Consider the following 22932-nt stretch of genomic DNA (forward strand, 5'->3'; position numbering starts at 1 on the left):
GGCTTTTATATTATTATTTATTTTATTATTTAAATGTCCAGCACCGTTGCTCCCCATGAATACCCTACTCCGAATCCGGCCATTAAAACACGGTCTCCATCTTTAAGTATTCCCCGATCCATCATATTTTTGAGGGCAATTGGAATGGTTGCAGACACTGTATTTCCAGTATTTTCCATGTCAATGTAAAACTTTTCTGCCGGAATCTTAGTCTTTTTTCTCAAATAATTCAGCATAAAAGAATTGGCCTGGTGAAAAACAAAGTGATCAATATCATCCATAGTCAGCCCGTTAGTCTCCAAAGTCTGCCTTACCAGTCCAGGAATATTTTCAATTGTAAAATTAAAAATTTCAGGACCATTCATGTAAAGGTTTTCAGGTTCAAAATCATTTTCCGGATTTAGTTCAAAATCTGTTTTGAACGCCCCTTTCTTTACAATAAGATTCTCAGCACCACTTCCATCTGTTCCCAGACAAAACTGATATTCCTGTGCGTTTTCATCTTTCTCAACAATCGCAGAAGCTGATGCATCACCGAATATACTTCTGTTCCCTTTATCTTTGGGATTAATATGCTTTGTATATGTTTCTGATGTAATCAATAAAATACTTTTGGCAATACCTGAAGCTATTAATCCTTTAGCAAAAGCCAGTCCATAAACGAAACCGGAGCACCCTAAATTAAAATCTACAGCACCAATATTTTTTCTTAATCCCAGTCTGTCCTGAAGAATACACGCCGTCGTAGGAAGGAAATAATCAGGGCTTTGAGTACAGAACAACACAAAATCAACTTTGCTTCTGTCGTAGTTTTCAAAAAGCTTTTCAGAAGACTTTACAGCAAGCTCCAGTACAGTCTCGCTTTCTGAAGCAATATGACGCTGCTTGATCCCAACTTTTTCGTGAATTCTATCAGAACTCCATTCGGGAAACTCTCTCTCAAGATCCTCATTGGTGAGAACCTGTTTGGGCAAATAATATTCTATTTTGGAAACTTTTATCATATAAATTCTTTTCTTTGCAAAAGTAAAAAACAAAATCACAATAATGATCTTCCTGTTCAGAATCGTATTAAAAATACATTCCGTCTATCACGCATTTCTCAACAAAGCCAGCCTTGAGGCAGCAAAATACCGCGGTATGAAGGTCGGGAAAAATTTCAATATGCCGGACAAAATTTATTTTGGAACCGAACCTTACCTGATTGAAATAGGTGACGATGTGAATATTGCTGCCGGAGTGAGATTTGTAAATCACGGTGGGACGACCACCCTTCTCAGAAAACTCCCGGGCTACGAAGATGCCCGTATTTTCGGAAGAATAAAAATCGGAAACAATACAACTATCGGAATTAACTGTGTTATCACCCATGAAGTACAGATTGGAAACAACTGTATTTTGGGAGCCAATTCTGTTTTGTCTCAATCGATGCCTGATAATACCGTTTTTATCGGAAACCCGGCACAATTTCTCTGCACTATAGAAGATTATGGGGATATTGTTCTAAAAAGCAGTCCCGAGTATCCAAGAGAACTGGAAAACGACAGAAAGAAACTGGATGAATATATAAAGGCTAACCTCCCTTATAAATTCAAAAAAGCCAGAAGAATAAAATAAACACACAGACTGAAAAAAATTTATTAGCGTTATTTAACTGACATTCTATGCCCCAAAAGAAAAAAATACTGATCAGAATTGGCTCTCTCCGACATGGAGGTGCAGAAAAAGTGGTGGTCAATTTCCTCAAAAATCTTCCTAAAGACAAATACGAAGTTGATTTGCTGATCAATCTTTATACTGGAATGTATATCAAAGAAGTTCCGTCATGGGTGAATCTTCGTTATCTGCTGAAAGGCGAAATGATTACCACGAATAAACCTCACGAAATTCCGGTAAAAGCATTTCGAGTGCTTTACCAGAAAATGTTTCTGTGGTTTCCTTCCCTGCTTTATAAGTTTGTCCTGAAAAATAAAAAATACGATGTAGAAATAGGGGCTATTCATGGTATGTACAGAGAATTGTTATCCAGCCCTCAGAAAGATTCAAAAAAGATTATCTGGATTCAGAACGATATTTTTAATCTGAAAGAATATACACCGGATGTCATCAGACAGCTTTTCAGATTCGACAGAATACTGGTGATCTCTAATAAACTGAAGGAGGAAATGCAAAAGGTCTCTCAGAATGACAGAGAGAAAAAAGCAGTTGTTAAAATTTTCAATCCAATAGACAAAAAGGATACTTTAAATAAAGCGAACACACCAATTGATGATTATCCTTTTTCGAATGACCTCCCTACTTTCATTACCATTGGAACAGTGTATCCACAGAAAGGCTATGACAGACTCCTGGATGTTCATAAGAAACTGATCAATGAGGGACTGAAACACCAGATCATCATTATTGGTGACGGTTTTGAATTTGAGAAAACTCAGACAAAACTTAATCAGTTAGGTCTTCAGGACACTGTAAAAATGCTCGGTTTCAGAAGTAACCCTTATCCCTACTTAAAAAAGGCCGATTTTTATGTGATGTCTTCGAGGCATGAAGGCTTTCCTACTATCATTGCAGAAGCATTGATTCTAAACAAACCTGTTGTATCTACTGATGTATCAGGAATTAAAGATCTTCTTCAGGACGGACAGCTAGGACTTATCACCCCAAATTCAGAAGAGGGGATTTATGAGGGAATGAAGAAATTCCTTTCTGAGAAGGAACTCTCTGCCCGTTATGAAAACGAAATCAAAACGGCGGATCTGCCATTTGTACTGGAGAAATCTGTAGCACATCTTCAGGATATTATAGACGAATTATAAATAGTTTAAGCATGGGTTATACAGTTATACAAAAAGATTTTTACAGAGAAAGCGGAAAATGGCTCTCTTCATTTGAGATCTGGAAAAAATGTATCAATCCAAATCTGCATTTTATTTATGTTTTAAGAAAAGCCCAGAAATATAGAAACCAACCTGTATTGGGAATATTCTGGAAGTTTGTTCTAAGACATTATCAGATAAAATATGGCTATCAGATCTATCCTGAAACTGAAATTGGAGAAGGTTTTTATTTAGGGCACTGGGGAAGCCTGGTCATTAATCCTAAGGCTAAGATTGGGAAAAACTGTAATATTGCACAGGGAGTCACTATCGGCCAGCAAAACCGCGGCAAACTACAGGGTTTCCCAACTATAAGTGATGAAGTATGGATTGGAGCCAACGCTGTCATTGTAGGTGGAATTACGATTGGACACAATGTATTGATTGCGCCCAACTCTTACGTCAATTTTGATGTTCCTTCCAATTCCGTAGTCGTTGGAAATCCCGGAACCGTATATCCTACCGAAAACGCGACAGAATCGTACATCAACCACAAAATCTAATACATCCTCTGCCCGGCAGGACAAATAAACAGCGTGGAACGCCATATAAAGCTGATTATAGAATACTGTCTAAACGATATCAAATTTAAGGACTCTCTGTATTGAAGCGTTTTTTCATATAATTAAGAATATTTTAATCTTCAAATTAAATTTTTCCGTTAATAGTTTGTAATTTTATCTTGCTTTTTGAGTTTAGATTATTAAATTTTCAACCGAATTCATCCGGAAACGGCATGTATCAGTCATTTTAAACATGATTTTAAGCATATTTTAATATTAAATATTGTTAAAAGTGATTGCCTTTTCCGCAAAAATTATATTTTTGCATGATTATTGATTTGATCTATTGAATTTGAAAATAATTTAAACGAAATAAATAATTATAAACCTTTTTTTAAATTTTTAAAATTATGTCACAATCGTACGAAGTTATTTTCGAAAACAATAGAAAGTGGGTAGAGTCTAAAATTTCCCAAGATCCGGAATTCTTCCATGAGCTTGCCAAAACTCAGAATCCTGATTATCTTTACATTGGATGTTCAGACAGCAGAGCGACAGCAGAAGAAATCATGGGTGCAAAACCGGGAGAAGTTTTTGTCCACAGAAACATTGCTAATGTCGTGAATACTTTAGACATGAGCTCCACAGCAGTGATTCAATACGCTGTAGAACATCTTAAAGTAAAACACATTATTGTTTGCGGACATTACAACTGCGGTGGTGTAAAAGCAGCGATGACTCCTCAGGATTTGGGATTATTAAATCCATGGCTGAGAAACATCCGTGATGTTTACAGATTGCATCAAACTGAATTAGATTCTATCGAAAATGAAGGAAAGCGTTATGACCGACTTGTAGAACTTAATGTTCAGGAGCAGTGCATCAACGTGATCAAAATGGCCTGCGTACAGGAAAGATATATTATTGATGAATATCCTATTGTACACGGGTGGGTATTTGACCTTAGAACGGGTAAGATTATTGATTTAGAGATCGATTTTGAGAAAATTCTTAAAGACATCCAAAAAATCTACAACCTTACAAGTTCTGATTGGGTAATGAGTAGAAAAACAGATTAGTTTTTCTCAAAATGAATGTAAGATGAAATTCTGGAGTATTATTGTATTGACCTTCTTTCTCAACTTCACAGCACTGCCCGGCATTGCTGCGATTGCCGGTTGGGATATTGCCAGGACCAATGTAATAATCAATGAAGAAGAGCCTCATTCTCACCCATCATCTTTTATTGTATATGAAAAGACACTTCCGAAACCTTTGGACGTATTCGATTACCTGAAGTTTTCCGAGCCAGTTCCTCAGGGTATGTCTTTTGAGCTGATCGATGATTCCTTTCATCTGTCGCCCTTACTCACCATATTTTCTCCGCCTCCGGAAGCTTAATTTTAAGTATAGTTAGATTTTTTAATAGTATTCTATATCAAAATTGATATCGGATACCCATGCTTTAAAATTAAATTTCCAATCTTCTATAATTGACTATCTAAGAATAGATCAATCGGTTATAGTATTTTCAAAACATCATGAAAAAAACATCATTCATAGGAGGAATCAAGGAGAATTTCCCTTCTGGACTCGTTGTATTCTTAGTAGCGCTTCCATTATGTCTCGGAATCGCTTTAGCATCAGGAGCACCGCCATTGTCAGGGGTGATCTCAGGTATTGTAGGAGGATTAGTCGTAGGATTTCTAAGTAATTCAAATATATCAGTATCGGGTCCTGCAGCAGGGCTTACAGCCATTGTTTTAACGGCTATTACAGATCTTGGAGCTTTCGAACTTTTTCTTTGTGCAGGAATTATTGCAGGCCTTATCCAATTAATTTTAGGATTCATAAGAGCCGGAAGTATCTCAAATTATTTCCCGAATAACGTTATCGAGGGAATGCTTGCCGCCATCGGTATTATTATTATTTTAAAACAAATCCCTCATGCGATGGGATTCGATAAAGATTACGAAGGGCATGAGTCTATATTTGACAACGGCCTTAACTTCGGATATTTTACAGAATTATTTGGAGCAGTGCACACCGGGGCTATCTTGGTAACACTGTTTTCAGTAGGTATTCTTATTGCGTGGGATAAAATTCCGGCTTTAAAAAGAATGAAAATGCTTCCCGGAGCATTGGTAGCAGTAGCGGCAGGAATACTTCTTAATGAGTTGTTCAAACTGTCCGGAAGCTCATTGGCGATCGGTACACAGCACCTGGTTTCACTACCCGTTCCCAAATCATTGGATGATTTCAAAAATCTTGTTACGATGCCTGATTTTGGAGGATTCACCAATCCTAAGGTATGGATAGTAGGGGCAACCATTGCCATTGTAGCTTCTATTGAAACACTGCTTTGTATTGAAGCTTCAGACAGATTAGACAAGCAGAGAAGAATTACCGACACCAATCTTGAACTTAAAGCTCAGGGAATCGGGAATCTGATTAGCTCATTTATCGGAGGACTTCCAATGACCTCTGTCGTGGTAAGAAGTTCTGCCAATGCCAATGCAGGCGCTACGTCAAAAATGTCTGCGATGATCCATGGTGTCCTATTACTGGTATGTGTACTTACGATTCCATTTATCCTTAACCTGATCCCTTTGGCGACACTTGCTGCAGTATTGATCCTGGTAGGATACAAACTTGCGAAACCTGCTACCTTTAAGCATTTCTGGCATTTAGGCAAGTTTCAGTTCATTCCGTTTGTTGCAACAGTTGTCGCTGTTGTCGCTACCGATCTTCTGAAAGGTGTAGGTATTGGTCTGGCTATTTCTGTATTTTATATCCTTCAGGGAAATATGAAAAGGGCATATTACCTCAGCAGAGAAAAGCTGAATGATGCAGACGAAATTAATATTAAACTTGCCGAGGAAGTTTCTTTCCTGAATAAGGCAGCAATCAAAAAGACATTGAAAAACGTCAAGTCTAATTCTACCGTGACCATTGATGCACGGGGAACCTCATATATTGCCACAGACGTACTGGAAATGATCCAGGACTTCGCCAATATCCGGGCAAAAGAAGAAGACATTAATGTGGAACTTTTAGGCTTCAAAACTTCATATAAAGACTATGAAAGGGATGAAGACTCTCACATCCTAATCACCCACAGAAGGGCTATGTAAGCCCATTACAATAATTTTTAATTTTAAAAAGAATAAACCCATATGAAAGCACATACATACGAAACTCAATCCACAATTACCCCTGAAAAAGCATTAACTTTCCTAAAAGACGGAAATCAAAGATTTGTAAATAATCTAAAAGCAAACAGAGATCTTTTAGAACAAGTCAATGCAACTCGTGAAGGTCAATGGCCTTTTGCCGTAGTTTTAAGCTGTATCGACAGCCGTACTTCTGCAGAACTTATTTTTGATCAGGGATTAGGAGATGTTTTCAGTATCAGAATTGCCGGTAATTTTATCAATCAGGACATTTTAGGTTCAATGGAATTTGGCTGTAACGTTGCAGGCTCGAAGCTTGTTGTAGTTTTGGGACACACTAAATGCGGTGCATTAAAAGGTGGTTTGGACGCAGCCCAAATCCAGGGAATGGGAATGGATAACCTGAACCATTTAATTAATCACTTCGACCCAATCATTAATGAAATCATCGAAGAAGGTGAAGAACGTTCATCCAAAAATGGCTCGCTTCTGGAAAGACTGAATCAGCAAAATGTAAAAAGTGCCATCGAAGATATCCGTACACAAAGTTCAACACTTAAAAAACTTGAAGAAGAAGGTAAGATAAAAATAGTTGGAGCCAATTATAATGTTGAAACCGGAGTAGTAACCTGGTTGTAAAAAAACATTTTTATTACACCTGCATAAAAAAATCATGTTATAGTTAGATTGGAAATTGATTTTTAAAGTGTACAGCAAAGACCATCGAAATATCGGTGGTCTTCGTTTTTTAATATGATCATTTAAAATTTCTGAACCTTGATTACTTTCCGTTAAATGAAGACATGGTATTCCCTATTCCTGCAAAAACAAATGATAAGCTGGCTTTGGAAAACTTCTCAATTCTTTCACCAAGTTTCTCAGATTCTTCTTCATTCCATGTTCCAAGAACATAATCCACCTGACGCCCTTCCGAGAAATCTGCAGAAATTCCGAAACGAAGTCTCGCATAATTCTGAGTCTGTAATACTTCATTGATGCTTTTCAATCCATTGTGGCCGGCATCAGAACCTTTCATTTTCATCCTCAGTGTACCAAAAGGAAGCGCAAGATCATCGGTAATAATCAATACATTTTCCAGAGGAATATTTTCTTTCTGCATCCAGAACTTCACGGCATTTCCCGAAAGATTCATATAAGTATCCGGTTTCAGGACCAGGACTTTTCTTCCCTTGTATTTCCCTTCTGCCATCCATCCAAAATTGGTGGTATTAAATGAAGCTTCAAGTGTTTCTGCTATTTTCTCTGCTACTTTGAAACCTATATTGTGTCGTGTATTTTCGTATTCCGGACCTTTGTTTCCAAGGCCTACTATTAAATATTTCATTAGAAATTTTTTGCAAAATTAAGAGATAAAAAATAAAAAAGCCCAATCTCAGAAAGATCGGGCTGTATATTTTAAAAATTCTTTTTTAGAAAGGCTTATAAATGTAATTAATACCGAATCCTTTTGTCATGTAAGTCTGCGGATCATAATTATAGTTGGTTGTTCTCGTAATAGGAGAAGGAATTGGAGGTATAAGATCTGTTAAAGATACTTTTTTCGGATTGTTTGGAGATAAGATATGGCTTTCTCTCTCGTTGAAATCCGTAGATACCAGTCTTGAAATTTTATAGGCAACCGGAATAAGCGTGAATGGGCTGATCTCCGTATCATAATCGAAGAAGTCATATGCCAGTCTCGTAATAGGTCTTTCAAATACACTGCCATTTCCAGTGATATTCCCATTGTGTTTTACTACTCTGGATACATTATCCCCTAAATAAGTATATCCTGTTCTCGAATACTTATTGTACACAAAATTAGTTCCGGAAACATCAGTCCCGCTTCTCATTTTTATAGAGTCCAGTTTGGCAGTAGAACCATTATATACTAATTCGTAAAGGGTTTTTGTTTTTTTGAAAAGAGTCTGAGGTCCTGGAGGAGTTCCCGGCAGTACTGGCGGAGTTCTTCTGAAAACAGTTCTGTTTTCAGAAATTTTTTCCAACTTGTCATTGGGACCATAGCTAAATAATTGAGTGTAAGAAACACTGTCTTTATCCAGTTTACCATTTCCATCAAGGTCTAAAAATCCATTAAAGACAACCTGACTTACTTTGTCACCACTGTATGCAATATCTGTAATTGAAGCACTGTCTGTGATTACTTTCGTTGCCAAAAGTCCACTATAGTGATATTCTGCTAATGTATCTTTATCTGTAATTTCTCTGTATAATGCTCTTGGACCTTTGAGGCCTTCGGTGTTGTTCAGATCCAGTAATGGATCTCCATTTTCGTCTAACATGTCTTTGCATGAATGTATAGAAGAAAATCCTGCTATTAATAAAATAAAGTAGAAAAGTCGTTTCATTTCCAGGTAATTGTTTATTTTTTGACAAATATAACTTTTTTCTGAATAAAAGTTATGTTTTTATTTATATTCAAGTAAAACCGATAATTAAATATGCCTATAAAGTTCTGTAAACATATTTAAGCGCCTGATCCTTGTCCGAAACAGGATAATTGAAGCCATCGTACACATAAGTCATTGGTGTATTCACTCCAGCGGCAGGAGCCGGTGGCTGAACAAATACTGATGTAGGATTATTCGGAGAAATCCTGTAGAAATTCTCAGGACGGAGTAAGCTCCATGCGGCAAAGAATGTTTTCGGGAGTGTAGAGTACGGATTGACTTTAGCATCATAATTCTGATAGCTGTAAACGGTCATTTTAGCCGTTGCTAAATTTGGTGCTCCTGTTGCAGTAAGCGTTCCCTTTGCACAATCTGCCTTAAAAATATTATCTCCATTATAGGTAAAGGTACTTTCTGTGAATGAGATATACGCGCTGTTTCCAGCTACTTTTCTTTTTTCCAGAATTTTAGAAATTTTCTTGCCCGTAGCATCATACGTAAATGTGTAATCACTTACAAAAGAATTTATGGCCTGTGCTGCCGTAGCAGTACATGTTGCATTGTATACATTTCCTTTACTGTCTTCGCTGATGCTAAAATCATAGGTTGTAGATCCTGTCAAACTTCCCACAAATTTTATTTTCGCTATTTTATTATCCACATACGTCACTGTACCTGTATAATAGTTATTGGTAGTTCCGTCTCTCAGCATTCCCTTTTGGAAAAGAGTTCCGTTCACGGTATATTCCTCCTGTACAGCAGAATTCAGTGTAATCTTTTCCAACACTCTGGCTGGTGGAGGTGTTGTATTTCCATTACCGCCATTATTGGCACTAGGTTCAAATTGATCAGAAGAAGAGTTGTCACATGAAACAAGAAGTCCGAAAAACACTCCTGCAATGACTTTAAAAATATAGTTTTTTCCCATGAAAAAATATTTTAGTGAGTTCACAAATATAATTCATTTTTTTGATGAAAACATTCACTTATTCAACAAATCGATAATAATCTCTGTATTTTTTCAAAAAAAACCTAAAAACATGAAGCTTTTAGGTTTTTTATTATGATAAAAATTATGAAAATTAATACGGTTGCAGTACGGATGTGGTCAATACCGACTGAGCCATTTCATTATTCAGGAAGTTTGAGTTTACCGCTCGTCCTATACCCAGGGTATTTGAATTTAAATTTCTTTTTGTACAGGCTACCTTTACCGCATAATTATTCTTACGGGCAATATTGGTAAGTGTAGCATTAAGATTAAAAATCTTGTAACTTCCTTCCGAACCAATTAAAACGTCAGTTCGAACAGCTCTTAATTTATTATCTACAAAAACCCCACAGGCAAAACCGGCAGAACTCGCATTCCCTGTTTTCTGGGTAGTCGTCTGGAAGGTAAAAGCTACTTTATTCACGTCATTGGTAACAGAAAATGTATCAGCAGTTCCCGGCAAAACAACCCAGTCACTATTAATAGTAATACCTTCGGAGTAGGGATCAGTAGATCCATTATCCGTGAAAGAAGCTCCCGTCTGATCTGAGACTGTGTTTAATGAAAACACAGACATACTTCCCTGCCCATCAGCAATTTTAATGCTCTTCCAGTCATTTACATTCAATTCTGAATTGTTATGAAACATGGTCCCCGCAGCTCCGGCGGATCCTTTCAGCAGATTGGTTCCTCCTGTTCTGATCTCTTTTCTTGCGTTCAGGTCGCCATTTACATCCAGCATATTGACAGGATTAGCGGTATTTATTCCCACTTGCGCATTCACACATACGGCAAGCAGTAAAGTTTTTATAAAAATAATTTTTCTCATGCTGTATTTTAGTTTGTAATAGAATTAAACACCTGAGGAATTTCGTATACATCCACTTTAAGAGAGGACTGGGTAATGAAGCTGTTGATATTATCCGCTGCATAGGTCCCGATAGCCAGTACTACATTACTCGCTGTTCTATACGAACCTAACCTTGAACATGCAACACTTACTTTATGATCTCCTTTTGACAGATTGGATATAACTCCGATCTGATTGTGAGTAATAAAGGTACTGGATGCACTACTTGCCTTCAGGTTTCTCTGTCTGAGATTCACCAGCTTATCATCCACAAAAATACCACATGCATAATCTATCGATATATCAGTAGTTCCATTGCTGGGAAGATTAGCCTGTACTACGGTTTCAAATTGAAAATACGTCTTGCTGTTATCACTGAATATACTGAGATCCTGTGTAAGACCTGTAATTTTTTTGAATCCCGGAAGACTTGTAATACTTGCCCCTTTGGAAAAAGCTAAATTTCTACCGGAAATAGTTGACTGCTCACTATCGCTAAATTTCACACCTGTTCTGTCCGAAAAGGAGTTATTGAATATTAAATAAAATTTATTCGGTTCATATTCCGGGATACGCAGAGATTTCCAGATTGGAGGATAACCTTCACCCTGAGAAACAAGAAGCTGATCATTATTTCCCTGTGAAAGACTATTGTCTGTGACATTAAGGACAACTACTTTATTTCTTAAATTGACATCCCCGTTAACATCAAGTTTTGCTTTGGGTGAATTGGTGTTGATTCCCACCTGAGCGGAAAGAGACAGTCCTGTCATAAACAACAGGATTGATATAATATTTTTCATCAATTAATTGCTTTTATAAGTTACATACTCAATAACATCAATCTTCATAATCGACTCAAGGGTAAATGCATTTGAAACCGTATTGGTATCTGATACATTGCGCCCAACAGTAAACTGCGAGTTAGCATTGGATGTATTGATCTTTCGGCAAGCTACTTCAAGTTCCTGTACACCTACCGGAACGTTCTGTTCTGTGTAATTAAGTGTAAAAATATAATCCTGAATACCGGACTTTTCTGAATTATTATTTGAAACGATTTTATCAGGACGTACCGCTACCAGCTTTCCATTTCTGAAAACACCGCACGCAAAAGTTACAGACTGAGAGGTCGTAGCTGCTGGAGCCTTCATTTCGACACCCGTCTGAAACTGGTAAGTAAGCCTGTTTTTTCCGTTTTTGATTGTAAAAGTATTTTTAAGTCCATCAATTTTGACCCACTTCCCTTTCGCTGTATTGGTAATATCATCCCCAACATTATTCAGATAAATACCATCTGCTGTGACAGTGTTTGAAAGCCCCGTAATTCCGTTTTGATCGGATGACAGGTATGAATTGATCAATTTGTACTGCCCCTCCTCCATAAAGGAAACATTCAGTGATTTCCAGACAGGAGGCAAACCTTCTCCCTGAGAAACCAAAACCTGGCCGTTTAGCCCTGGATTTCCTGGTACGTCAGAGGTACCGCCTACTCTAAGTTCTTTTCGTAAGGTGGTCTTCCCATTGATATCGAGAGTAGATTTGGGAGAAGTAGTCCCAATTCCCACCTGCGCGTTGACACAAAGCGATAAAAGCCCCGTTGCGCAACTATAAATAATTCTTTTCATAATAAGGTTTGCAAAGTTAATAATTTAAATCACAAAAAACCATTTACACCTACATAAACCTTTAGAAATAAATCGATTACGCTATAGAATTAATTGGATGCAAAAGTAGAATTATTACTACAAAGCATGCGATTTTTATTCAATTTTAATGACGAACATCATTCAAAGCCAATAACAGAGGCAGATGCCGCATAATTTTTTATCATTTTATAGTGATTTTCAAGTGCTTTTGAATTGTGTTTTTTAATTATAATTCCCCTTTTTTCAAACAAAAAAAAAGATCTAAAATTTAAATTTTAGATCTTTTTCTATATTCCAATGACAATAATTGGGGTATTTTATCTCTTAATTATGTCCGATAATTGTTTTCAAAAGCACATTGACCTCATCTACATTTTTCACTTTTTCCTTTCTCATCATAAGAAGATTCCCTTCTTTACCCACCTTTTCTTTAAGCTGAGCTTCAGCAGGATTCTGTGTTAAATAACTGATAATATGTCTGAATCTGTCGGTCTGATAAAACTTATCCTGAGGATTAGCCGGGAAATACCCCAGAAAAACGCCATTCTTCATGACAATCTTTTCAAATCCAATTTCTGAAGCAAGCCATTTAAGTGCAACACTCTTTAATAAATTAACAGCTTCATTAGGGAGCGCACCAAAACGGTCGATCAGTTCAAGCTCGAACTTATGAAGATCTTTCTCATTATCTATTTCCGCAATTTTCTGATAAAGAAGTAGTCTTTCTTCCGTATTTGAGATATAGAAGTCAGGAAGCATCAGCTCTAAGTCAGTATCAATATTGACATCTTTCACAGACTTGAAAAGCTTTTGCCTGTCCTCTTCATTGTCGAACAAGTTTTCAAAATCTGCATCATCTTTCAATTCTTCCAAAGCTTCCTGCATCAGCTTTTGATAGGTCTCGAAACCCATTTCATTGATGAATCCGCTCTGCTCTGCTCCCAGGAGATCTCCCGCTCCCCGGATTTCAAGATCCTTCATAGCGATTTGGAAACCACTTCCAAGATCTGAGAACTGCTCAATGGCTTCCAGTCGTTTCCTCGCATCAGAAGTGATCATATCATACGGAGGTGTGATCAGATAACAGAATGCCTTTCTATTACTACGTCCCACTCTTCCCCTCATCTGGTGAAGATCTGCCATGCCGAATCTTTGGGCATCATTGATGAAAATAGTATTGGCGTTGGGAACATCTACCCCACTTTCTACAATGGTGGTCGCCACAAGGACATCGTATTTCCCTTCCATGAAATCAAGTACATTCTTTTCCAGCTGCTTACCTTCCATCTGCCCATGTCCTGTAATTACTCTTGCATCCGGGACCAGCCTTTGGATAAGTCCGGCAATATCTTTAAGATTCTCAACTCTGTTATTAATAAAATAAACCTGCCCGTCTCTCTGAAGTTCGTAAGAAACAGCATCTCTTAAAATTTCTTCACTAAATCCAATCAGCTGGGTATCCACAGGCTGCCTGTTTGGCGGAGGGGTTTTAATAACCGAGAGATCTCTCGCCGCCATCAGAGAAAACTGAAGTGTCCGTGGAATAGGAGTCGCTGTCAATGTAAGTGTATCAACATTACTTTTCAGTGTTTTGAGTTTATCTTTCACTGAAACTCCAAATTTATGCTCTTCGTCAATGATCAATAATCCAAGATCTTTGAACTTAACAGAACTGCTTACCAACTGATGCGTTCCGATAATAATATCTACTTTACCATTTTTCAGACCATCCAAAGCTTCTGCTTTCTGCTTGGCTGTTCTGAATCTGTTGACGTAAGAAACATTCACCGGAAAGTCTTCAAGTCTTTCTTTGAAACTTCTGAAATGCTGGAAAGCCAGGATGGTTGTGGGAACCAGTACAGCGACCTGCTTTCCATCTGTTGCTGCTTTAAAGGCAGCCCTGATGGCAATTTCTGTTTTACCGAAACCTACGTCTCCGCACACCAGCCTGTCCATCACCGTGTCGGCCTCCATGTCTTTCTTCACATCAATAGTTGCCTTTTCCTGATCCGGAGTATCTTCATAAATAAAGCTAGCTTCCAGCTCATTCTGAAGATAAGAATCCGGGGTATAAGAGAATCCTTTTGCTGTTTTTCTTTCTGCATAGAGTCTTATAAGATCAAAAGCAATCTGTTTTACTTTCGCTTTCGTTTTCTGTTTTAAGGACTTCCAGGCCGGTGAACCGAGTTTGCTCAACACGACCTCTTTTCCATCCGGACCATTATATTTTGAAATTTTATGCAGTGAATGAATGCTTACATATAATAAGTCTCCATTTTTATAAGTCAGTTTAAAACATTCCTGAATTTTCCCATCATTGTTTACTTTCACAAGCCCCATAAATTTTCCGATTCCATGATCGATGTGGGCAATGTAATCTCCGATCTTCAAAGACATTAAATCCTTTAGAGTAAGCTGTTCAGATTTCGCAAAGGTGTTTTTTGCTTTGTAACGCTGATACCGGTCAAAGATCTGATGATCGGTATATACCAAAAGCTTGTGGCCGTTATCTACAAACCCTTCATGCAGTTCGGAGCGGAAACTTTTAAAAGGAAGTTCATTTTCCAGTTCTTCAAATATGGATTCCAGTCTTTCTTTCTGTTTCTCTGTAGAAAACGAAATCCAGGTATCAAAACCTTCGTTCTGTTTTTCCTCCAGATCTTCGATCAACAGTTCAAAATTCTTGTGAAAAGAAGGTTGAGGAAGCTGTTCTACTTTTACTTCAGTTATTTCTTTTAATCCTTCAATAGGGGTTCCGGCAAAATCAATTGTTTTAAATTTTTTAAAATCAAATAGAAATTCCTGATCAGAAATGAAGAGTTCCTGAGGTCTTCTGTGGGCAATATCTTTACTTAACGTTTCATATTTCTCCAGTGACTTTTCGTAGAAAGTTCTGATCTTGTTCATGCCAACAGCTCCATTTCTGGAAACAACAAAACTTTCTACCGGCAGGAGCTGCAGTAAAGAAACTCTTGTACCGGTAACTGAAAAATTCATATTGGAAACCAGTTGAAAGTCTTTCACTTTATCTATAGAAAGTTGGGTTTCTATGTCAAAGGTCTTGATATTTTCAACTTCATTTCCAAAGAATGTGAGACGGTAGGGCTTTTCATTAGCATATGAAAATACGTCAACAATCCCCCCTCTTACTGAAAATTCGCCGGGTTCAGAAACGAAATCAGCCTGTTGAAAGTTATAATGATTCAGCAGTTCATCAACAAAATCAAAGTCCAGCTGATCACCTACTTTTATATGATGGGAAATGGCTTTAAAATCTTCTTTCTTTAACACTTTTTCCGATAAAGCTCCTGCATAAGCGACAACGACCTTGGGAGATCTTCCGGAATTGATCTTGTTTAAAACCTCTGTACGAAGAACAAGATTGGCATTCTGTGTTTTCTCAACCTGGTAAGGCTCCATATGGGTAGCAGGAAAATACAGGACTTTTTCTTTCCCAAGCAAATCCTCCATTTCCGTATTGGCATACAAAGCATCTTCTTTGTCATCTACAAGATAAAGGACCGTTTTCTTTTGGGTTAAAAAAAGTTCGGCCACAAAAATGGATACTGAAGATCCTGCACTTCCCTTCACGGAAATATGCTGGCTGTTTTCTAACTGAGTAAAGATTTCTTTCCCAAATTCTTTCTGAAGCAGATCGGGAAGAAACTTTTCGTGAATAGGTTTTAGCTGCATAAATAGTAATGGTATAAACGACAAAAGCGATTTCGGGAGTGTTCCGAAACCGTTTATTTATAACAAAGGTAAGGATATTTTTTTCGTTCAGCTAAAATCCAGGATTAACTAAAACACAAACAAAACAATAATAAAATTGAATAAATCTTAATTTTCTGCTAATTAATTTAATTAAAAGTTAAAAAAACAAAGATAATATTACGTGGCATAGTGTTTGGAAATTTAACCGTATCGAAATTTAAATAAAAAATATTATGAAAAAAGCAATCAGAATCTTAGGAATTTTCATGCTGGTATTTGTTGCCACATTATCTTTTGCAGCGTGTAGTGATGATGACGATCCTGTAAACAACGATTTCTTCGCAGGAACTTATAAGGGAAGTATTTCTTATAGTGACGGATCTACCAGCAACAGTGCAGAAAACGGAAGTGTATTTGTAACAAAAATCGCAAGTGGTACGAAATATAATTTTGCATTCTCAAACGGTATTCCGGATCTTAATGGTGTTGAATTTCAGCAGTCGGGAGATCATACTCTTATAATGGTTGGCGGAACGGCTACATCTTACATTAGAATTGACAATAATGAATTGAAAATTTTATACATCAAGGACGGAAAAACATGGACAGCTAACTGTACACGTTAAAACAAACATTCATATTTACATTCAAGCCTGTTTTCGTAATGAAAGCAGGCTTATTTTATGCTTAAATCTCTGGCTTTAAGTTTTTTTTAAGCAGTAATAAACTTTAGTTAAGGTTGTAAAACCCGGTTTTTCAGCCCGTTTTTTGTATATCTTTACTTAAGAAAAATAAACAATACACCCTCATGAAAAAATTATTAACAGCAATGTCTCTGGCACTAGGACTGGGATTTGCAACCGCACAGCAAACTGCTCCTGCTACTACTGCAGCACCGCATCCAACAACAAAAACAGTTAAAGCTCCGGCAGCTAAAACTGCTCAGCCGGCAGCCAAAATGAAAAAAGACGGAACACCGGACAAGAGGTATAAAGAAAACAAGAATCTTAAAAAAGATGGCACTCCTGACAAGAGATACAAAGCCAACAAGTAAACTTTAACATATAGTTGTTATTTTCATAATCAAATTTCGAAGAACCGATGAACTCATTCATCGGTTTTTTTTATGTTTATGTGAGGTGAAAATGATTCCATATTCTATACTTATTTATAAATTTGAAGCATGTTAAATTTCTTCAAGAAAAAAGCGGCACTTGTCTGGGCAAAAAAGCATGTTCAGAAAACCTCTGAATTCAAAAAAAACTCAGAGAAAAACCAGGAAAATCTTTTGCTGTCTCTTGTAAAGACAGCCCAGAAAACTCTTTTTGGAAGAGAACATGATTTTGAAAACATTCATTCTGTCAAAGAATTCCAGGAAAGAGTTCCTGTTGCCGATTATGAAGATCTAAAGCCCTATATCGAAAGGGTAAAAAAAGGACAGGCCAATATTCTGTGGACCGATACTCCTGAATATTTCGCAAAGACTTCAGGAACCACTTCAGGTTCAAAATATATTCCTATTTCTAAAGAAGGAATGCCATTTCAGATTGCAGGTGCCCAGAGCGCTTTATTCCATTATATTGCCCAGAAAAACAATGCAGACTTTGTGAATGGAAAAATGATCTTCCTGCAGGGAAGTCCTGAAATGGAGGAAGTTTTCGGCATCAAAACAGGAAGGCTTTCCGGAATTGTAGCACATCATATCCCAAGCTACCTTCAAAAAAACCGTCTTCCAAGCTGGAATACGAATATTATGGAAGACTGGGAAGCTAAAGTAGATAAGATCATTGAGGAAACAGAACATGAAAACATGACGCTGATCTCAGGAATTCCGCCATGGCTGATTATGTATTTTGAAAAACTTACCGAAAAACACGGCAAAACAATCAAACAACTGTTTCCCAATCTTCAGCTTCTCGTAACAGGAGGAGTAAATTATGAACCGTACCGGGATAAAATGGAAGATCTGCTGGGCGGAAAAGTTGATATCATCCAGACATTTCCTGCATCTGAAGGCTTTTTTGCTTTTCAGGATGATTATACAAAAGAGGGACTTCTTCTTTTAACTGATCACGGAATTTTCTATGAATTCATTCCTTTGGAAGAATACGGTAAACCCGGTGCCCGAAGATTAACTTTAAAAGATACAGAACTTCATAAAGATTACGCTCTGATCCTCACTACGAATTCAGGTTTGTGGGGTTATTCCATAGGGGATGTGGTACGATTCATTGATAAGAATCCTTACAGAATTCTTGTGAGCGGAAGGACGAAACATTTCACATCGGCTTTTGGAGAACATGTGATCGCCTTTGAAGTGGAAGAGGCGATGAAGGCTGCTGTAGAAAAATATCCTGCACAGATTACAGAGTTTCATCTTGCCCCACAGGTCAATCCTTCTGAAGGGCTTCCGTATCATGAATGGCTGATAGAATTTGAAAAAGAACCTGAAAATCCAGAACTTTTCAGAAGCCAGCTGGACACTGAACTTCGAAAGAGAAATACATATTATAATGATCTGATTACAGGAAATATTCTTCAGCCGCTTCATATAACGGCATTAAAAAAGAATGCGTTCCAGGAATATGCGAAATCACAGGGAAAGCTTGGGGGACAGAACAAAACTCCAAGACTTGCCAATGACAGAAAAATTGCAGATTTATTAGAATCTTACAAACTTTAAAGATATTTTTTCAATTCAAAAAACATATATTCGAAAAAAATTATAAATTTGGAAAAATAAAAAATAATAATGAGAGCATCTGTACTTTTAAAATCATCTTTACTCACTTCTTTATTTGTGATTTCATCCTGCGCTACCACAAAGTACAGCGAGGACATTTCAAAAAATAATTATTCTAACCTTCAAGCTGGAAAAGTTTATGTTGTTACCATGAAAGATGGTTCTCCGAAACAGAAAATGCTGTTCCGAAATACTGACGGTGAAAACCTTATAGGAACTGCAGGAAAGAAAGACAGTGCTGAAGTAATCATTCCAAAATCTAATGTTGCGGCTGTAAAAGACAGGTCTAAAGCAAGGGTAACTGCAGGTGCTGCCGTGATTGGAGCTGCAGGTGTTGCCGCTATCGTGATCAGCTCATTAAGAGCAGACTAAAATAGATTTTATCTTTCGAAACCTATTTGATTTATCATTTAAAAAAACATCATATAAACAGCCCTAAATAAATATTTAGGGCTATTTTTGTGCATGATTTCCTTTACTCCGTTAAAAACATTGCAAAATGTTGAATTCAGGAATCTTCTTACCGGAAGATTTTTTATTGTTTTAGCCTTTAGAATGCTTGCTACTTTATTAGGATGGTGGGTATATCAATTAACAAAAGATCCTTTTTCAATAGGCCTGATCGGACTCTCAGAAGTAATTCCTGCCGTTAGCTGTGCCCTGTATGCCGGTCACGTTATTGACATGAATGAAAAAAAGAGACTGCTGCTGATCTGCAATTATGCCTATATTTTCCTGATCGGTTTGCTTCTTATTCCAGCCTTTCTCAATGTACAAATGCATTTTACCGGACATGAAACCACATACTTTATATATGGTGTCATATTTTTCACAGGGATAGCAAGGGCGTTTATCGGTCCTATTGTTCCCTCTATGATCCCGAAAATTGTGAAGAAAGAGAATCTCCCAAATGCAGTGACGCTGAATCAGGCTACATTTCTGATATCTTCTGTATGCGGACATGCTGCTGGTGGGCTTCTTATTGGCTACTTTGGAGTAAAATGGACGTTACTCGTTATTATTTCTTTAATATTCATTGCGTCATTATTCTTCTGGCAATTGAGACAGCAGCATTCAGAATATAAAAAAGAGGATGTGAATGTTATGGACAGTATGCGTGAAGGTATTTCCTATATTTTTAAGACAAAAGAAATTTTAGGGGCTTTATGCCTTGATATGTTTGCGGTTCTATTTGGAGGAGCTGTGGCTATGATTCCGGTGTTTGCTACTGACATTTTAGATGCAGGAGCAGAAGGTTTCGGTCTTTTGAATGCGGCTTCAGATATAGGTTCTATGTGCATTATTACGCTTCTGGCAATTATACCGTTACGAAAGAATCAGGGAAAAATCCTTCTGGTCGCTGTTGCGGGCTTTGGGCTGTGCATCATTGGCTTCGGACTTTCTAATCTTTACTGGCTTTCATTTATATTTCTTGTCATGAGTGGTATGCTTGACGGCATTTCGGTGGTGATCAGGGGAACCATTGTACAGCTGAAAACACCGGATCATATCAGAGGACGTGTACTGAGTGTGAATTCTATATTCATCATGTCGAGTAACGAAATGGGTCAGTTTGAAAGCGGTCTTATGGCAAAATTACTAGGTGTAGTACGGTCTGTCGTCTTCGGAGGGAGCATGACTGTTTTGGTTGCACTTCTGGTAGCAAGTACAAATCCCAAGCTGAGAAAAATGAATTATTAGTCAATAATATGCTGATTCTATTAAATATATCACAAATTCTTTAAATTAACTTTAATAATTTTTTATATTTGTCTTTTTTAAATCCCCCTTTATGAAAAAAGCATTACTCGTTTTTCTAATCATCTGCTCACGCATCTTATATGCTCAATCAGATTGTATTAGCGCAATATCTATCTGTGGAAACTCAGATATTTCTTACACCCCATCCGGCCCGGGGAACATTCTCGAAGGAATTGGTGCAAATTCCTGTCTGAGTTCTACTGAAAATGAGCACTTTTCGGTATGGTACTCTTTTACAGCAGCCACTTCGGGAACATTAGCATTTGTTATTAATCCGGTTATTGACACCGATGACTATGACTTTGCAGTTTATGGCCCTACTACCAACGGCTGTACCTCTTTGAATAACAATAACATTTTTGTAACTCCTATAAGATGTAATTTCACTGGTACAGGTTCATCACAGGGAAATACAGGCTTAAAGCTAACAATACCTCCGCCGCCACCGCCAAACACCAACGGAAGTGCCGGAAACCAAGCTGAATGGAGCCCGCATATGGTTGTTCAGGCTGGTGAAACTTATTATCTTGTTGTAGATAACTACAGAAGTTCACCGGATGGATTCTCATTAACCTGGACAGGTACAGCAAGCTTAAGTTCTGCATTTAACGATCCCGCACTTGCCCCTTTCCCATTTGTTACTCCAGGACTTCCTGCAGCGAATCCAGCAGATCCAAATGAAGTAACTGTATGTTCAGTAGGCACTGCGTTCAACTTTTTATCACTTTCTACAGGAATTATTAATGGCAACAGTACTAATTTTAAAGTAAGTTATCATAAAAATACGAATGATGCGATTACAGGAGGAAACCCTGTCGGTACAGAAGTCGTTAACCTTGCAGCAGTTTATTATTACAGAATTGTCTACCAGGATCCTCTTAATCCTACGAATCCAATGAATGGCTGTTTCATTACAGGAAAATTCAAATTCAGGGACGGCAGCTTTACCTTAACCAACGCGACACTCACCAGCTGTAGCAATAATTATTCAGGAACAGCAACTTATGATCTTACAACAGCAGCGATAGGAGCCGGACCAACCCACGTGCTGAAATACTATCCTACTATGTTTGACCTGAATGCAGGAACAAATGAAATCACAAGCCCTGCTATATATCAGTTTGTATCAGCTGAAGGAAAAATTTTTGTAAAGGCAACCAATGAATTCGGATGTACAGCAACAGCTGAAATTACATTGAAATTCCATCCATTGGTAGTTGTTACAGACGCATCCTTAAGAACATGTTTCCTTGAGACCAATCATTCGCTGGGAATATTTAACTTAAACAATGCACCGGTAACCACATTAGCAGGAGCAATTAAAAAATATTATCCATCTCTTGCTGATGCAGTAAGTGGAACGAATGAAATCTTAACACCTTTAACCTATACAGCACCTACCGGTGTAATCTACATCAAGGTAAGTAACGGACAAGGATGTTATTCTATCGCAAAAGTGACACTAACAGTAATATCCCCTGTTTACTCTAATGTTTTACAGGACAAGATCATCTGTATGGAAGACAAAACAACTCTGGATGCCGGACCTGGGTTCACTGGTTATGAATGGAGCACCGGAGCAACAACACAGTCGATCAGCAATGTAGCAGTAGGAACGTATTGGGTTAAGCTTAAAACCGGTGACTGTATTGCATTACAAGCAGTAAAAGTATACGCTTCTGAACAACCTGTTATTTCAAGTGTGGATATCTCAAACACCAGTATAACAGTGAATGTTATCGGAGGAGCACCTGACTACAAATACTCTATGGATAATATCAACTGGCAGGACTCTAACGTGTTTACCAACATTTCAAGAGGTGATCACAAAGTATACGTAAAAGATGCATATGACTGTGACCCGATTGATATTACCGTTATCGTACCTAATCTTATCAACGTTATCACTCCTAATGGAGACGGTGTGAATGATGTGATAGATTATTCAGCATTATCAGGCAAAAAGGGTCTTGTACTAAGCATTTTTGACAGATATGGAACTAAAATCCACCAGGCTGATAAATCTAACGGATATAAGTGGGACGGAACAGTGGCCGGCAAAAAGATTCCTACAGGAACATATTGGTATTCTGTAACATGGAATGAAAATGATAAGAAAAATACACCATTCAAATTCTCAGGATGGGTAGTGGTAAAAAACAGAGAATAATTTCTTGTTAAAAATAGAAAACCGCTCTACGGGGCGGTTTTTTTCAACATAAATGCTGATAACTTTATTCACTCAAATCTTGTTTCACAAA

At 37.5% G+C, this 22932-nt stretch carries 21 protein-coding genes; 13 read left to right on the forward strand and 8 right to left on the reverse strand.

Annotation, left to right across the window (positions count from 1 at the left end):
* Window positions 1–29: 29 nt before the first annotated feature.
* A complete protein-coding gene (locus tag IW16_RS01700) occupies window positions 30–1004 on the reverse strand; it encodes a 3-oxoacyl-ACP synthase III family protein (protein WP_034739048.1) in 975 nt (324 codons plus the stop codon).
* Between the two features lie 43 nt (window positions 1005–1047).
* Between IW16_RS01700 and IW16_RS01705 the strand changes: the two genes are divergently transcribed.
* The 7 genes from IW16_RS01705 (at window position 1048) to IW16_RS01735 (ending at window position 7191) form a co-directional block, all read left to right on the forward strand.
* The gene (locus IW16_RS01705) at window positions 1048–1617 is read left to right on the forward strand and encodes an acyltransferase (protein WP_034739050.1); all 570 of its coding nucleotides are present in this window, start codon (window positions 1048–1050) and stop codon (window positions 1615–1617) included.
* A gap of 47 nt (window positions 1618–1664) precedes the next feature.
* The gene (locus IW16_RS01710; protein ID WP_034739053.1) at window positions 1665–2816 is read left to right on the forward strand and encodes a glycosyltransferase; all 1152 of its coding nucleotides are present in this window, start codon (window positions 1665–1667) and stop codon (window positions 2814–2816) included.
* An 11-nt stretch (window positions 2817–2827) separates the two neighbouring features.
* Window positions 2828–3379, forward strand: coding sequence for a serine O-acetyltransferase (locus IW16_RS01715; RefSeq protein ID WP_034739055.1), 552 nt, complete (start codon window positions 2828–2830; stop codon window positions 3377–3379).
* A 410-nt stretch (window positions 3380–3789) separates the two neighbouring features.
* Window positions 3790–4458: a carbonic anhydrase gene (locus IW16_RS01720; protein WP_034739059.1), complete on the forward strand. Its 669-nt coding sequence runs from the start codon at window positions 3790–3792 to the stop codon at window positions 4456–4458.
* Between the two features lie 22 nt (window positions 4459–4480).
* Entirely contained in the window at window positions 4481–4780 is a 300-nt protein-coding gene (locus IW16_RS01725; RefSeq protein WP_034739061.1) for a hypothetical protein, read from the forward strand.
* A 140-nt stretch (window positions 4781–4920) separates the two neighbouring features.
* Window positions 4921–6513 (forward strand): SulP family inorganic anion transporter, encoded by a 1593-nt coding sequence (locus IW16_RS01730; protein WP_034739063.1) that lies wholly within the window; start codon window positions 4921–4923, stop codon window positions 6511–6513.
* A gap of 42 nt (window positions 6514–6555) precedes the next feature.
* Window positions 6556–7191, forward strand: coding sequence for a carbonic anhydrase (locus tag IW16_RS01735; protein WP_034739065.1), 636 nt, complete (start codon window positions 6556–6558; stop codon window positions 7189–7191).
* A gap of 142 nt (window positions 7192–7333) precedes the next feature.
* Here the strand turns inward: IW16_RS01735 and pth are convergent, their stop codons facing one another.
* From pth to mfd, 7 genes are all read right to left on the reverse strand, one after another.
* Window positions 7334–7897 (reverse strand): aminoacyl-tRNA hydrolase, encoded by a 564-nt coding sequence (gene pth, locus IW16_RS01740; RefSeq protein ID WP_034739068.1) that lies wholly within the window; start codon window positions 7895–7897, stop codon window positions 7334–7336.
* 85 nt (window positions 7898–7982) lie between these two features.
* Window positions 7983–8921, reverse strand: a complete 939-nt coding sequence (locus IW16_RS01745; RefSeq protein ID WP_034739070.1) for a hypothetical protein — start codon at window positions 8919–8921, stop codon at window positions 7983–7985.
* A gap of 97 nt (window positions 8922–9018) precedes the next feature.
* A complete protein-coding gene (locus IW16_RS01750; protein ID WP_034739072.1) occupies window positions 9019–9891 on the reverse strand; it encodes a hypothetical protein in 873 nt (290 codons plus the stop codon).
* Window positions 9892–10045: 154 nt separating this feature from the next.
* Window positions 10046–10783, reverse strand: coding sequence for a hypothetical protein (locus IW16_RS01755; protein ID WP_034739076.1), 738 nt, complete (start codon window positions 10781–10783; stop codon window positions 10046–10048).
* A gap of 8 nt (window positions 10784–10791) precedes the next feature.
* On the reverse strand, window positions 10792–11607 hold the full coding sequence (locus IW16_RS01760) for a hypothetical protein (RefSeq protein ID WP_034739078.1): 816 nt from the start codon (window positions 11605–11607) through the stop codon (window positions 10792–10794).
* 3 nt (window positions 11608–11610) lie between these two features.
* Window positions 11611–12432: a hypothetical protein gene (locus IW16_RS01765; protein WP_034739080.1), complete on the reverse strand. Its 822-nt coding sequence runs from the start codon at window positions 12430–12432 to the stop codon at window positions 11611–11613.
* A 345-nt stretch (window positions 12433–12777) separates the two neighbouring features.
* Window positions 12778–16146: a transcription-repair coupling factor gene (mfd, locus tag IW16_RS01770; protein WP_034739083.1), complete on the reverse strand. Its 3369-nt coding sequence runs from the start codon at window positions 16144–16146 to the stop codon at window positions 12778–12780.
* A 254-nt stretch (window positions 16147–16400) separates the two neighbouring features.
* On the opposite strand from mfd, the gene IW16_RS01775 reads away from it, so the two are divergent.
* The 6 genes from IW16_RS01775 (at window position 16401) to IW16_RS01800 (ending at window position 22841) form a co-directional block, all read left to right on the forward strand.
* A complete protein-coding gene (locus IW16_RS01775; RefSeq protein WP_034739085.1) occupies window positions 16401–16793 on the forward strand; it encodes a hypothetical protein in 393 nt (130 codons plus the stop codon).
* Between the two features lie 182 nt (window positions 16794–16975).
* Complete coding sequence (locus tag IW16_RS01780; protein WP_034739087.1) at window positions 16976–17221, forward strand: hypothetical protein; 246 nt, start codon at window positions 16976–16978, stop codon at window positions 17219–17221.
* Between the two features lie 129 nt (window positions 17222–17350).
* Complete coding sequence (locus IW16_RS01785) at window positions 17351–18850, forward strand: GH3 auxin-responsive promoter family protein (RefSeq protein ID WP_034739089.1); 1500 nt, start codon at window positions 17351–17353, stop codon at window positions 18848–18850.
* A 69-nt stretch (window positions 18851–18919) separates the two neighbouring features.
* Entirely contained in the window at window positions 18920–19282 is a 363-nt protein-coding gene (locus IW16_RS01790) for a hypothetical protein (protein ID WP_034739091.1), read from the forward strand.
* 93 nt (window positions 19283–19375) lie between these two features.
* Entirely contained in the window at window positions 19376–20611 is a 1236-nt protein-coding gene (locus IW16_RS01795) for an MFS transporter (protein WP_034739093.1), read from the forward strand.
* A 91-nt stretch (window positions 20612–20702) separates the two neighbouring features.
* Window positions 20703–22841, forward strand: coding sequence for a T9SS type B sorting domain-containing protein (locus IW16_RS01800; protein ID WP_034739095.1), 2139 nt, complete (start codon window positions 20703–20705; stop codon window positions 22839–22841).
* Window positions 22842–22932 lie beyond the last annotated feature (91 nt).

Source organism: Chryseobacterium vrystaatense (assembly GCF_000737765.1).
GTDB lineage: Bacteria > Bacteroidota > Bacteroidia > Flavobacteriales > Weeksellaceae > Chryseobacterium > Chryseobacterium vrystaatense.